The organism is Streptococcus mitis (assembly GCF_000960005.1).
GTDB classification, from domain to species: domain Bacteria; phylum Bacillota; class Bacilli; order Lactobacillales; family Streptococcaceae; genus Streptococcus; species Streptococcus mitis_CK.
The window spans coordinates 798,083-811,731 of record NZ_JYGP01000002.1; the positions used below are offsets into that span (position 1 = coordinate 798,083).

The following is a 13,649-nucleotide window of genomic DNA, read 5'->3' on the forward strand; positions in this document are numbered from 1 at the left end:
CTCCTAGTCAAATAATTGAGACAAGTCCAAGCCTCCAAAAGGATTATTCGATAGGCTAGTTTCTGCCCCTAACAATTCTCTAGCTTGATCCGACTCTAGAAAGGACTCGTAAACACGCGTCGTCATACGTGCATCCTCTAGACTATTATGAGACTGACCTTGAAATCCAAGAAATGAGGCAACAGTTTGCAATTTGAGATTGGCAATACCGTGTAAATCCGAACTGCGACGTTCAAAAGCTTCATCATACAAATCTACCTTGTACTGCTGACTGTAGTCTAAACCATGCTCTGCTAGAATAGGCAAATCACTTTTAGCAGCATTGTAGCCTACCATAGGTAAAGAACCCACAAACTCTTGGAAATCTTTTATAACTTTCTCCACTGGAGGGGCATCTTTTAAAGTCTCAGCTGTAATCCCAGTCAAACCATTGATAAAACTCTTTAGAGGCACGCTAGTATGAACATAGGAATCATAGGCATCGATTTCCTGACCATCTCTAAAACGCACTGCCGATACTTGAATCAGGTGTGTTTGCCCTTCATGCTGATTAAATTCTAAATCGAAAGCAATGTAATCTTCTAATCGTTCCATTTTCTACCTCTCCTATACTGTTATTTTACTTGAGCAACTATACTATTTAGAAACAAAAGAAGCCATCAGGTTAGCATTTAACCTAAACAGCTCCTTGATTATCCTCCAAATAAACGAGCAAAAAAGCCTTTCTTAGTTGATTGGACTTCTTCTTTTGCTTGGTCCAGCTCTAGCTTAAGATTTTCTTGATCCTTCATTGCTTGAAGAGTCAATTGTTGCTGCTGATCGAGTTGTTTGTCTTTCTCAGCAATCTGACGGTCTTTGATACGCATCTGCTCGTCTTTTTCTGATAACTGACGATCCTTGGCTTTTAATTGTTCATAGAGACGAAGAATTTCTGCATTCTTCTCATCAACCAGAATCTCCATCAGTTCACGTTGCTTGACATCTTCACTGACAGGCTCATCTTCAAAAATCGTTTTTTTATAGATTTCTTCTAGCTTAATCAAGCCACTTCTGGTAACGACTGTTACCCCTTTGTCATTTTTATCTGTGTCTTCTTCTGGTAATTCTTTGACACGGTTATTGATTGCTTGGCGAGATAATCCTAAGACCTCTGCAATCTCACTGACGGTCATTTCAATACTCATAATATCCTCTGAAACGTTTTCTAGCTTTTCTTTACTTAAATCTTATCATAAGCTAGAAAAACTGTCAAATTTCCGCTTAATCTAAAGCCTTCAAAAAGGCTAACAAGACTTGGGCAGAGCGACGTCCAGCTTCGATAATAAACTCATCAAAAGAGATGTTTGCTTCATGGTTGGCATTATCACTCATAGCTCGGATGACTAAGACTGGAAGATCAAGAGCATGCGCTGCCTGAGCAATAGCTGCCCCCTCCATCTCAACTGCTAAAACTTCTGGGAAATGGGACTTAATCGCTTCTATCTTGTCATTTCCTGCAACAAAACTATCTCCTGTAGCAATCAAACCAAGATGCCATTTTTGGTCCAATTGAGATAAACTCTCTTGGATTTTGGCAACAAAGGTTTTATCTGATTTGAAATAAAGCGGTTGTTGCGCCATTTGTCCATAAGAATAGCCAAAAGCTTTGACATCCACGTCATGATAGGCTAATTTGTCTGCAATCACAACATCCCCAACAGCAATACCCTCTGCTACTGCACCAGCAGATCCAGTGTTAATCAAAGCATCCACTTGGAAATGATCAGCCAAAATCGCCACACTCATAGCAGACATCACTTTACCAATTCCACTTTCTACAAGAACGACTTCATGAGAGGCAATGGTGCCTGTATGATAGGTATTCCCCAAAACAACTTGCTCCTGGGCATTGTCTAAATGCTGGACCAGATACGCCAGTTCTTCAGGCATAGCCGCAATAATTCCTATTTTCATTTCAATTCCTTTTCTATTACAAAAGTTTCATTGCTAAGACAAGCAAAATCAAAAGAAAGATGACTGCAAATAAAATTTTATTCAACTTAGAATTGAAGACATTTCTCTTGGTATTTTCAATGCGACGGCTTTTATGAATAGACGGTTCGACCTGAATCTTCAAGGTTTCTTGGCTAAAACCATGATCCTTAGGATTGGCATAACCAAAACGGGAAGAAGAGGTTGGTAAAATTTTTGTCTCCTCATCATCTAGCAAAGGAGGACCTGAAATCTTTTCGCCTCTATTAGCTCTTTCAATCATTTCATCCGTTAATAAAGGTTTACCCATACTGACCTCCTCTATTTTTTGTGCAATTCCCAATACTGAACAGCCATAATTGTCTTGGCATCACAGATATGACCTGATTGGATTAATTCCTTGGCTTCTTCTAAGTTCACTTCAAGCACTTCTAAGGTTTCATCTTCATCCTGGGGACGTGGATTTTCCACTTTCGTCAAATCGCTTGCTAGGTATAGTTTTAACTTTTCATTACAAAAGCCAATGGCTGAGTAAAAATCGTACAAGAGTTCTAATTTCCCTGTATAGGCTGTTTCTTCCTCTAATTCACGAAGGGCTGCTGCGACAGGGTCTGTATTTTCTCCTACTTCCAACTTTCCGGCTGGAATTTCGTAAGAGACAGCCTCGATGGCTTTGCGGTACTGCTTGACCAAGATGAGTTTTTGTTCATCTGTTACAGCTAAAACGCAGACAGCTCCATTGTGGAAAATCAAATCGCGCTGGGCAGTTCCTTTACCTTCTGGTAATTCAACCTGATCTTGGACCAGTTTAAAAATTGGCCCTTGATAGATTTCTTTTCGGCTAAGCGTTTTTTCTTCAAATTCCATGATAGACTCCTACTGATTTTTAGGATGATGAGGAAGGCGAGTTGCATATTCGTCTTTATTGACCTGACGACCACGACCAATAGCAATAGCATCTGCTGGCACGTCTTTAGTAATCGTTGAACCAGCACCAACGAGGGAATTGTCACCAAGTTCTACTGGCGCAATAATGGTTGAGTTTGAACCAACAAAGACATTGTTTCCAATGACTGTCTTGTATTTGTTTTTGCCGTCATAGTTGACTGTAATGGTTCCAGCACCAAAGTTAACATGGCTACCCACTTCACAGTTTCCGATATAAGTCAAATGACCAGCCTTGGTATTCTCACCTATTGAAGAGCCTTTCACCTCAACAAAGTTCCCAATGTGGACTTGGGCACCTAGACTTGAACCTGGACGAATGTGGGCATAAGGTCCAACAGTTACACCGTCTGCAACACTACTTTCTTCAATCATAGAGTTGGTAATAACAGCTCCTGCTCCGATAGTGCTATCCACTACATAAGTACCGTTTGTCAAAACAGTCTCAGCACCAATTTTCGTTTGCCCCTTCAAGGTAACATTGGCTTCGATTTGAACTTCAGGCGCAATCTCAACATCAATATCGATATAAGTTGCTTCTGGATTGACAAAGCTAACTCCATTGACCATATGCTGATGATTGATGCGACGACGCATAACCGACTCAGCAGTCGCAAGAGCCACACGGTCATTTACCCCAAGACTTTCATCAAAATCTTTCAAAGTATAAGCGCCAACTTTTTCACCAGCTTCACGGAAAATGCCAATGACATCTGTAATATAGTATTCTCCTTGAGCATTATTGGTATTGATATTTTTCAAAGCCTCAAATAAACGCTCGTTATCAAAAACGTAAGTTCCAGTGTTGATTTCCTTGATTTGTTTTTCAAAATCTGTAGCATCCTTCTGCTCAACAATGCGAAGAACTTCAGCATTGTCATTACGCACAATTCGTCCATAGCCAAAAGGATTATCTGTTTCAGCAGTCAAGATAGTAGCCACATTTTTATGATTGATGTGGAAATCAATCAAGTTTTTCAAGCTTTCACCTGTGATTAAAGGAGTATCTCCAGCAATGACCAAAGTGTGACCTGACAAACCTTCTAAGATAGGCTCTGTCATCATAACTGCATGGCCAGTACCCAACTGTTCAGATTGAGTCACAAATTCTGTCTGTCCAGCCAAGACCTCTTCAACCAATTCTGCCTTGTGTCCTACAACTGTGACTGTCTTTTCAGGTTGGATAGCTCCCACACTACGGAAAACATGTTCCAACATAGAAATACCCGCAACCTTGTGCAAAACTTTTGGCAAATCCGATTTCATGCGAGTCCCTTTACCCGCTGCTAAAATAATGGCATAATTTGACATAATCTTCTCTTTTCTCTAGAAATTCCCTTTTATTATACCATATTTCAAATCATTCCGCGCTCTTGAATGAAAAAATGCTCCCAAGTCCTTTCCTTAACCCATTTTTTGAGTATTTTTTTTGATTTTTTTTCATTTTTAAGGTAAAATTATGAGATATGAGAAAGAAAATTAATCCGCTTATTTTGTTTGGTTTTTTTGGGATTATGATTTTCATTTTAATCCTGAATCGCCCTCGTTTTGAGGACCATCCTGTAAAAACAAAGTCAAATATCGCGCAAGTAGAAACGCAAGCGCTACACAATATAGATAAACCGGTAATTGATGTTTCTGGTTGGCAACGTCCTGAGGAAATTAATTACGATACTCTCTCCCAAAACATTTCTGGAGCTATTGTTCGCGTCCATAGTGGTGCTCAAACGTCCAAAGAGAACGATGCTTCCTATGTTAATGGTGTTGATAAGGCCTTTAAAACCCATATCACTGAGTTCCAAAAACGAAATGTCCCAGTTGGTGTCTATGCCTATGTAGCTGGAAAAAATGTCCAGGAAATGGAAAAGGCTGCTGAGGTATTCTATAACGCCTCTTCGCCATACAGTCCTAGCTACTATTGGCTAGATGTGGAAGATAAAACCATGTCCAATATGAACGAAGGTGTTGAAGCCTTTCGTGCAAAACTAGAATCACTAGGTGCTAAAAACATAGGTATCTACGTTGGGGTCTACTTCATGGAAGAACACAGTATTGATACAGACAAGTTTACGTCTGTTTGGATTCCTTCCTATGGCTCTGACTCAGGATTTTACGAGGCAACTCCAAAAACTGATTTAGATTACGACATCCACCAGTACACTTCTAAAGGAAAAATTGCTGGTTTTGACCACGATTTAGATATCAACGTTATCTCTTCCTTAAAAAACAAAGAAGAAACCTTTAGAAAACTCTTTTTAAAACCTTAAAAGCATTTGTTTAGCATTTGCTTTTTCTTTTTGTGTTTGATTATGATACAATATAATAAGGATTTTTTGAAATAGAAATAGTTGGAGGAAAAATATGCTCTCATGGTTAGCACGCCTTATTAAAGGGATTGTGATTGCTCTTGGATTTATCCTACCGGGAATTTCCGGAGGGGTTCTAGCAGCAATCTTAGGAATTTATGAACGGATGATTGGCTTTCTAGCCCATCCCTTTAAAGACTTTAAGGAAAATATTTTGTACTTTATTCCAGTTGCCATCGGTATGCTTCTGGGAATCGGCTTATTTTCTTACCCGATTGAATACCTGCTTGAAAATTATCAGGTCTTTGTCTTATGGAGTTTTGCAGGTGCCATCATTGGTACGGTTCCTAGCCTACTCAAAGAATCAACTCGAGAATCTGACCGAGACAAGATTGATTTAGCTTGGTTCTGGACAACCTTTATCATTTCTGGACTGGGTCTCTATGCCTTAAATTTTGTCGTTGGAACCTTAAGCGGTAGCTTTCTTAATTTCGTCCTAGCAGGGGCACTATTGGCTCTTGGTGTATTAGTTCCTGGCCTCAGCCCATCAAATCTACTTTTGATTTTGGGCCTCTATGCTCCTATGCTGACAGGTTTTAAAACCTTTGACCTCTTGGGAACCTTCTTCCCGATTGGAATCGGAGCTGGTGCAACTCTCATCATTTTTTCAAAATTGATGGATTATGCCTTAAACAATTACCACTCACGCGTCTATCATTTCATCATCGGTATCGTCCTTTCTAGTACTCTTTTGATCTTGATTCCAAATGCAGGAAACGCTGAAAGTATCCAATACACAGGTCTTTCACTTGTCGGTTATGTCATCATCGCCTTCTTCTTTGCACTGGGAATCTGGCTTGGTATTTGGATGAGTCAATTGGAGGATAAGTATAAATAATGGCAAAAAAGGTTAAAATCAAAAAAACATTGGTGGAACAAATCCTGTCTAAAGCAGGTATCCCACATCAAGGGATTCAAATCAATGCGCTTGAAGGAGAACTTCCGCAAGGTTATGAACGAGATCAGATTTTCAAAACTTTAGCTCTTTTAGGAGACAAGACCGGACCGATTATCGGAATTGTACCTATCACTCAACACTTATCTGAAAAGAAATTAGCTAAAATTTCTGGCAATAAAAAAGTGAGCATGATTCCACAAAAGGACTTGGAAAAAACAACAGGTTATATTCATGGAGCCAATAATCCCGTCGGAATTCGTCAGAAACACAATTATCCCATTTTTATCGATAAGATCGCTCTAGACTTGGATCAAATGATTGTCTCTGCTGGTGAAGTTGGTCACAGCATTATCGTCGCACCACAAGACTTGGCTAGGTTTGTAAAGGCTGACTTTGCAGATATTTTGGAGGACAGCAAGTAATGAAACTCTACTTTGTCCGCCATGGCCGCACCGTCTGGAACCAAGAAGGGCGCTTTCAAGGTGCTAGTGGCGATTCTCCCCTTCTTCCTGAATCCATTGACACCCTCAAAAAACTCGGTCAGTATCTCAAGGAAATTCCTTTTGATCAGATTTATTCAAGTGATTTACCTCGAGCTGTCAAATCTGCTGAGATTATCCAAAGTCAACTCAAGACCCCCTGTCCTTTAGAAAGTGTTCCTAATCTCCGTGAATGGCAGCTGGGGAAGTTAGAAGGTTTGAAAATCGCAATCTTGGAAGCTATTTACCCACAACAAATCAAAGCTTTTAGATCTAATCTTGCTCAATTTGACACTCAAATGTTCGGAGCTGAATCCCTCTATAGCACAACACAACGGACCATCCAATTTATCAAATCACTCAAAGATAGTCCAGCTGAGCGTATTCTAATTGTCGGTCACGGTGCCAATCTTACTGCCAGTCTTCGTACTCTTCTAGGATATCAAGAACCACTTCTTCGTAAAGATGGCGGTCTAGCAAATGCCAGCCTGACCATTCTAGAAACCCATGATTTTGAAACATTTACTCTCGATACTTGGAATGATACTTCCTATCAATAACAGAACTTGATTATGGCGTCAAGTTCTTTTTAGTTTTGAAAGATTATCCGTGAATTTCTTGCTTATTTATGATAAAATGGGAGTATCGCAAAAAATGACTCATCGTATTCAATTTTGAGTAAAACTAGGAGGATCCCATGTCAACAGAACATATGGAAGAACTAAATGACCAGCAGATCGTTCGCCGTGAAAAAATGGCTGCACTCCGTGAACAAGGAATCGATCCTTTCGGAAAACGCTTTGAACGTACTGCAAATTCACAAGAATTAAAAGATAAATATGCCGACCTCGATAAAGAACAATTACACGATAAAAATGAAATAGCTACTATCGCAGGACGCTTGGTAACCAAACGTGGTAAAGGTAAAGTAGGTTTTGCCCACCTTCAAGACCGCGAAGGTCAAATCCAGATCTACGTTCGTAAGGATGCTGTCGGTGAAGAAAACTATGAAATCTTCAAAAAAGCAGACCTTGGTGACTTCCTTGGTGTCGAAGGCGAAGTGATGCGTACAGATATGGGAGAACTCTCTATCAAGGCTACTCACATCACACACTTGTCTAAGGCTCTTCGTCCTCTACCAGAGAAATTCCATGGTTTGACAGACGTTGAAACAATTTACCGTAAACGTTACCTTGACTTGATTTCTAACCGTGAAAGCTTTGAGCGCTTTGTCACTCGTTCAAAAATCATTTCTGAAATCCGTCGTTACCTTGATCAAAAAGGCTTCCTTGAAGTGGAAACACCTGTTCTTCATAATGAAGCCGGTGGTGCTGCTGCCCGTCCATTTATCACCCACCACAATGCCCAAAACATTGACATGGTGCTTCGTATCGCGACTGAGCTTCACTTGAAACGCCTTATCGTTGGTGGTATGGAACGTGTCTATGAAATTGGCCGTATCTTCCGTAACGAAGGAATGGATGCTACTCATAACCCTGAATTTACTTCTATCGAAGTCTACCAAGCTTATGCAGACTTCCAAGACATCATGGACTTAACTGAAGGCATTATCCAACATGCTGCTAAATCAGTCAAAGGCGATGGTCCAGTCAACTATCAAGGTACTGAAATCAAGATTAACGAGCCATTTAAACGTGTTCACATGGTGGATGCTATCAAAGAAATTACTGGTGTCGATTTCTGGCAAGACATGACTTTCGAAGAAGCCAAAGCTATCGCTGCTGAGAAGAAAGTTCCAGTTGAGAAACACTACACTGAAGTTGGCCACATCATCAATGCCTTCTTTGAAGAGTTCGTTGAAGAAACCTTAATCCAACCAACCTTTGTCTATGGACATCCAGTAGCTGTATCTCCACTAGCTAAGAAAAATCCTGAAGACGAACGTTTTACTGACCGTTTCGAGCTCTTCATCATGACTAAGGAGTACGGTAATGCCTTTACTGAGTTGAACGACCCAATCGATCAACTTAGCCGTTTTGAATCCCAAGCTAAAGCTAAAGAACTTGGTGACGATGAAGCAACAGGCATCGACTATGACTACATCGAGGCCCTTGAATATGGTATGCCACCAACAGGTGGTTTGGGAATCGGTATCGACCGTCTCTGCATGCTCCTCACTGATACAACTACTATCCGTGATGTATTGCTCTTCCCAACAATGAAATAAGCTCTTATCCTCTGGTATTTTCCAGAGGATTTTTGATGCAAAAAGAGACTGAGTAAAAACTCAATCTCTACTTTTCACTTCTTTGGTTGCTACATCTTCTCCAAACCATTTCTGGCTGATTTCTTGGAACTTTCCTTCTTGATGTAGTTCAACAAAGGATTGATTTAAAGCTTGCAGTAATCTTTTGTCAGCAGGTCTGACACCTACAGCAAAAGATTCACTCTCAAATCCAGCTGAAAAGACATTATAGTCATTTAATATACCCTCAGACTGGAGATAGTAATTAGCATACACTCGGTCAATTAACAAGGCATCAATCCTGTCATTCTTCAAATCAATCAAGGCTTCATTGAAACTCTGGTATTGATTGGCTTTCTGGTCTCTAACACGATTTTTCAGTAAATCTGGCTGGGCTTCAAAGTCTAAATAACCAGAGGAACCTGCTTGGGCTCCCAAGGTCTTATCCTTCATATCCTCTACTGAACGAATTTGCTGGCTTTTCTTCGCAACCAGAACTTGCTGATTTTCCATATATGGAATGCTAAAGGCAACTTTCTCTCGGCGTTCATCAGTGGCAGAATAGCCATTCCAGATGGCATCAATGGTCCCATTTTGCAGTTCCGTCTCCTTCATATCCCAGTCAATAGGCTGAAATTGAACCTTAAAACCTAATTTTTCAGAGACAGCTTGTGCTAAATCAATATCAAAGCCTGTATATTGGCCATTCTTTTCTTCAAAACCCATGGGTACAAAGGTATTGTCAAAACCAATAGTAATGGTCCCCTGCTCTTGATATTTATCCCAGTTATCCTGCTTTGGATCGCTAGCCTTCTGAGTACAGGCCGTTAAAAAGAGAGCCAGGAGAGAAACCAATACTAAAGCAATTTTCTTATTAGTCATCGGCACCTCCTACTTGGGCTCAACCTTGAGAATCTGATCTGCGATATTTTCAGCGAATTGTAAATCGTGGGTAACCACAATTTGCGTCATACCAAGTTCCCTATTTTGCAAGATCAGTTTTTCCACTTCCAAGCGTAATTCTGGATCCAGGGCAGAAGTTGGTTCATCGTATCCTATAATTTCTGGGTCAATCATCATAGCACGCGCCAAGGCCACACGCTGCTTTTGCCCACCAGATAGTGAGAAGGGATAAGCATCTGCATGTCCTGCTAGCCCCAACTGTTCCAGTAGACCACACGCCTTCTTCTCAGCTTCTTGCTGCCTTATTCCCATAGTTTTTACAGGAGATAAGGTCAAATTATCTAGAACTGATAAATGAGGGAACAGTTGAAAATCTTGGAAGACAAATCCCAGTAGATTCCGCTTCTCCAATTCATCCAGTTCTAAAGGTTCTCCATTATAAAAGATTTCCCCTGAATCAATGGTTTCAAGACCTGCAAGCATACGTAAGAGAGTCGTCTTACCTCCACCAGAAGGCCCAACGATAGCCAAGATTTGTTTTTCAGGAATTTTTAGACTGAAATTGGACAAAATTTGCTTTTCACCAAAGCCTTTATTGATATTTCGTAATTCTAACATGGCAGCCTCCTATCTATAGTAACTGTACTTCTTCTCAACTTTTTTGGAAATAATTGTCACAATCCCAATCAAAATCAAGTAAATGGCTCCTGCTAAGAACATAGGGACCAAACTAGCATCGCGGTTAGCAGCTGTTCGACTAGCCAAGATAAGGTCTGAAATTCCTAGAGCATAGACCAAGGACGTATCCTTGACCAAACTCATAACTTCATTAAAGACACTAGGAAGAACAATCTTAGTCACCTGAGGTAAGATAATAAAGCGCACTGTAGCAAAAGGACTAAACTTCAAAACCTGAGCAGCCTCATATTGACCTTTAGGTATGGTATTAATCCCTCCACGAAAAATTTCAGCAAAGTAAGCTGCATAATTCAAGACAAAGGCAATAATTGCAGCAGGAAGGCGATCCAAACGAATCTCAATACTTGGAAGTACATAATAGATAAAAATTAATTGCAAGAGTAAGGGTGTACCACGCATAATCCAGATATAAATGTTAATCAGGTAATGGAGGAGCTTCCAATGGACTTGCAAGGCAAAGGCAATCAAAACGCCCAAGGGAATAGAAAAAATCAAGACCAGTGCAAAAACCTGCAAAGTCATGCTTGCACCGCTCAATAAACTCGGTAATATCTCAAACAAATAAGACATACTGCACCTCCTAAAAATAATTGTTCCTATTATAGCATAAATAAACAAAATGTCCAAGTTTTTTGAAAAAAAATTCTCTTTAAAAAAGAAAAACTATATCAATCAAAAATGATTAGATACAGTTTTTAAAAATATATTCTTACAATCTCTCATACAGTTCTTGCATTTGCACATCATCTGGAACTAGTTTTAAGTAAGCTTGGGCATTGACTTTTGCTTCCTCAAAGTAGCCCAATTCATGCAAGAGATAGATATAGTGTTCCAGAAACTCTGGATTGTCCTTCAAATCTCCTACTAATTCTTGGTAATGCTCGTAGGCAGTATCCAAATCGTCCATCTCTTGATAAGAACGAGCAATCATCCACTTGGTCAAAAGATTCTCTGGCTCATCACTTTGTAAGTCTAAAATATCCTCATAGCGTTCCTGCTCCAGATAAATAGTAGCTAGACGGAGTATGATTTCTTCCGTATCCTCAGCATCTTCTTTAGCGGTAAGGAGATAATTTTCTGCACCACTAGCATCATGTAATTCATAAGAAAATTGTGAAGCTGCTAACAAGAGTCTTGTTTCAAAAGGATTTTTCTCCAAACCTTGCTTAGCAATACGCAGGGCTTCTTGAACCTGATGTTCCTTATGCAAGGCCTGACTATAACCATATTCATAGCCTTCAAAGTCAGGAGAAATGGTATCGATCTGCTTAAAATAGAGGACGGCCTTTTGGTATTCTTCTTGATCAAAGTAAAGACTGGCCAACTCAAAAGCTGTTAGGTCATCGTATTCTAACTCCAGGGCTTTTTCTAAAAACTCTGTAGCCGTTTCAAATTTCCCTAACTGGGCATAGGCAAAGCCAATCCGTTGATAGGTGGAAATGCCTGTTTGCTCATAAATCGAGCGATTATCTAACTGAACATAGCCTTGAATGGCCTCTTGATAATTTTCCAACTCACTATCCAATTCTGCTAATCCCAATATCAAGAGAGGATCTTCTGAGTAAGTCAAGGCCTCCAATAATTTCTCACGCGCCACATCTGTCAAACCTTCCAGCTGGTAAAGGTCCGCTTTCAGAGCCAAAGCCGAAACATACCAGTCACTGTTAGCTTGGATTTCCTCAAGATAAGCAAAGGCTTCTTCGATTTGACCATCCTCGCTAGCAATAGCTGCTAGATTAAGATTAACCTCTGGAAAATTTTCTACAATTTTCAGGTAAATTTCCTTGGCCTGAGGATAAAAACCAATTCCTTCAAGATAAGTAGCTAACTCATACAGAAGGTCACTTGAATCATTTTCTAAAGCTTTGACGAAATAATGTTCTGCCTTAACTAAATCTTGCTCTTCCAAAGCCTGTAACATCTGTTGACTATTGTTCACTCTTTACTTCCTCTCCTTCTAGTTCATATAAACCACTAACTACCTTATACCATTCGAAAATCGCTGAAATGACAACCTTAGCAGAGGCATAAACTGGAATACCGAGTAAAACTCCCCAGATACCAAACATGGATCCTGAAGTTAACAAAACAAAGAGAACATTAATGGGATGGATGTTTAATTGACTTCCCAAAATCAATGGAGAGACAAAACGGCCTTCAATAGTTTGTTCTACGATAAAGACAATCACTACTTTTAAAAGCATAACTGGCCCAGCAATCAAGCCCAATACTAGGGCAGGAAGCATGGCTAAGAAGCTACCCAAATAAGGAACCAGATTTAAAATACCAGCAGTAACCCCCAACGTAACTGCATAGCGTAGACCAATAATCTTGAAGAAAATCATAAACATTACCGCTACAATAATCGCCACTGTTACTTGCCCTCGAACATAATTGGACAACTGCTGATTCACATCTGATAGAACTTGTCCAACAGGTTCTTTCAATTTCGTTGGCATGAATTGGGTCAAATAGTGACGTAGTCCTTTTCCATCACGTAAGAGATAAAAGAGCATGAAAGGAACGATAATCAAGGCAACAATCACTTGAGAAGCCCCGCTAATAAAGGCGCTCACCCAGTTGACTGCCTGAGAAGAAACTTTACTTGCCCAAACTGTAGCCTGGCTAGAAAAATTGGTCAAAACTTGTTCTAATTGAGGTCTGAAATCATCTGGTAAACGCTTGGTGACCAAATCATCAATAACTCTATCAGCATCTTCAAGGTAGACTGGAACATTCCTCGCAAAACTTAAAACCTGACGTTGTAGATTTGGAATAGCTACTGCCAAACCCCAAATGATAAAGAGAGCGATGATGACAAAGACAATAGTGATAGCTATAACACGATTAACCTTATGCTTCTCCATCCAATCAACAATAGGATTTAATAAATAATATAGCAAACCAGATAGAATGACTGGCAACATCACAACTGCCAAGAAATCTAAAACAGGTGAAAATAGAAAACTAATCTTACTTAAAATAAAAAGATTCAGTCCCAATAATAAGGTTACCAAAAATACCGTAATTGCCTTGTTATCTAAAAACCACTTGAAAAACCAAGATAAGCTAAAATGTTTCTCTTTTTGCTCCATAAATACTTCCTTTCTATTGTTCTCTCATTATACCATTTTTAAATCAAAATAACTCTTTTTTAAAGTGCTTACATGGAGACAGCGACA

The 13,649-nt window shown here is 39.7% G+C and carries 16 protein-coding genes; 5 read left to right on the plus strand and 11 right to left on the minus strand.

What is annotated here, in order from left to right; genetic code table 11:
- Positions 1-3 precede the first annotated feature (3 nt).
- The 6 genes from TZ90_RS05310 to glmU form a co-directional block, all read right to left on the minus strand.
- Complete coding sequence (locus TZ90_RS05310) at positions 4-594, minus strand: 3'-5' exonuclease (RefSeq protein WP_045611857.1); 591 nt, start codon at positions 592-594, stop codon at positions 4-6.
- A 98-nt stretch (positions 595-692) separates the two neighbouring features.
- Positions 693-1,184, minus strand: a complete 492-nt coding sequence (gene rocS / locus TZ90_RS05315; protein ID WP_000021242.1) for a chromosome segregation protein RocS — start codon at positions 1,182-1,184, stop codon at positions 693-695.
- 76 nt (positions 1,185-1,260) lie between these two features.
- On the minus strand, positions 1,261-1,953 hold the full coding sequence (locus TZ90_RS05320; protein ID WP_045611858.1) for a 5'-methylthioadenosine/adenosylhomocysteine nucleosidase: 693 nt from the start codon (positions 1,951-1,953) through the stop codon (positions 1,261-1,263).
- A gap of 16 nt (positions 1,954-1,969) precedes the next feature.
- Positions 1,970-2,281: a cell wall synthase accessory phosphoprotein MacP gene (gene macP, locus TZ90_RS05325; RefSeq protein WP_000517861.1), complete on the minus strand. Its 312-nt coding sequence runs from the start codon at positions 2,279-2,281 to the stop codon at positions 1,970-1,972.
- An 11-nt stretch (positions 2,282-2,292) separates the two neighbouring features.
- Positions 2,293-2,838, minus strand: coding sequence for an NUDIX hydrolase (locus TZ90_RS05330; RefSeq protein WP_045611860.1), 546 nt, complete (start codon positions 2,836-2,838; stop codon positions 2,293-2,295).
- Positions 2,839-2,847: 9 nt separating this feature from the next.
- Positions 2,848-4,227 (minus strand): bifunctional UDP-N-acetylglucosamine diphosphorylase/glucosamine-1-phosphate N-acetyltransferase GlmU, encoded by a 1,380-nt coding sequence (gene glmU / locus TZ90_RS05335; RefSeq protein ID WP_045611861.1) that lies wholly within the window; start codon positions 4,225-4,227, stop codon positions 2,848-2,850.
- A 155-nt stretch (positions 4,228-4,382) separates the two neighbouring features.
- On the opposite strand from glmU, the gene TZ90_RS05340 reads away from it, so the two are divergent.
- The 5 genes from TZ90_RS05340 (at position 4,383) to lysS (ending at position 8,847) form a co-directional block, all read left to right on the plus strand.
- Positions 4,383-5,183 carry a GH25 family lysozyme gene (locus TZ90_RS05340; RefSeq protein ID WP_045611862.1) on the plus strand — a complete coding sequence of 267 codons (801 nt, stop codon included), beginning with the start codon at positions 4,383-4,385 and terminating at the stop codon, positions 5,181-5,183.
- Positions 5,184-5,277: 94 nt separating this feature from the next.
- A complete protein-coding gene (locus tag TZ90_RS05345; protein WP_045611863.1) occupies positions 5,278-6,120 on the plus strand; it encodes a DUF368 domain-containing protein in 843 nt (280 codons plus the stop codon).
- Positions 6,120-6,602: an aminoacyl-tRNA deacylase gene (locus tag TZ90_RS05350; protein ID WP_045611864.1), complete on the plus strand. Its 483-nt coding sequence runs from the start codon at positions 6,120-6,122 to the stop codon at positions 6,600-6,602. Before TZ90_RS05345 ends, TZ90_RS05350 begins: the two co-directional genes overlap by 1 nt.
- Entirely contained in the window at positions 6,602-7,219 is a 618-nt protein-coding gene (locus TZ90_RS05355; protein ID WP_045611865.1) for a histidine phosphatase family protein, read from the plus strand. The genes TZ90_RS05350 and TZ90_RS05355 overlap by 1 nt, the downstream gene beginning before the upstream one ends.
- A gap of 137 nt (positions 7,220-7,356) precedes the next feature.
- On the plus strand, positions 7,357-8,847 hold the full coding sequence (gene lysS / locus TZ90_RS05360) for a lysine--tRNA ligase (protein WP_045611867.1): 1,491 nt from the start codon (positions 7,357-7,359) through the stop codon (positions 8,845-8,847).
- A 60-nt stretch (positions 8,848-8,907) separates the two neighbouring features.
- Here the strand turns inward: lysS and TZ90_RS05365 are convergent, their stop codons facing one another.
- From TZ90_RS05365 to TZ90_RS05385, 5 genes are all read right to left on the minus strand, one after another.
- The gene (locus tag TZ90_RS05365; protein ID WP_045611868.1) at positions 8,908-9,747 is read right to left on the minus strand and encodes an amino acid ABC transporter substrate-binding protein; all 840 of its coding nucleotides are present in this window, start codon (positions 9,745-9,747) and stop codon (positions 8,908-8,910) included.
- A 9-nt stretch (positions 9,748-9,756) separates the two neighbouring features.
- Positions 9,757-10,386: an amino acid ABC transporter ATP-binding protein gene (locus tag TZ90_RS05370; protein ID WP_045611870.1), complete on the minus strand. Its 630-nt coding sequence runs from the start codon at positions 10,384-10,386 to the stop codon at positions 9,757-9,759.
- A 9-nt stretch (positions 10,387-10,395) separates the two neighbouring features.
- Positions 10,396-11,037, minus strand: a complete 642-nt coding sequence (locus TZ90_RS05375) for an amino acid ABC transporter permease (RefSeq protein ID WP_045611872.1) — start codon at positions 11,035-11,037, stop codon at positions 10,396-10,398.
- 139 nt (positions 11,038-11,176) lie between these two features.
- A complete protein-coding gene (locus TZ90_RS05380) occupies positions 11,177-12,406 on the minus strand; it encodes a tetratricopeptide repeat protein (RefSeq protein ID WP_045611873.1) in 1,230 nt (409 codons plus the stop codon).
- Entirely contained in the window at positions 12,396-13,562 is a 1,167-nt protein-coding gene (locus TZ90_RS05385) for an AI-2E family transporter (RefSeq protein ID WP_045611875.1), read from the minus strand. The genes TZ90_RS05380 and TZ90_RS05385 overlap by 11 nt, the downstream gene beginning before the upstream one ends.
- Positions 13,563-13,649 lie beyond the last annotated feature (87 nt).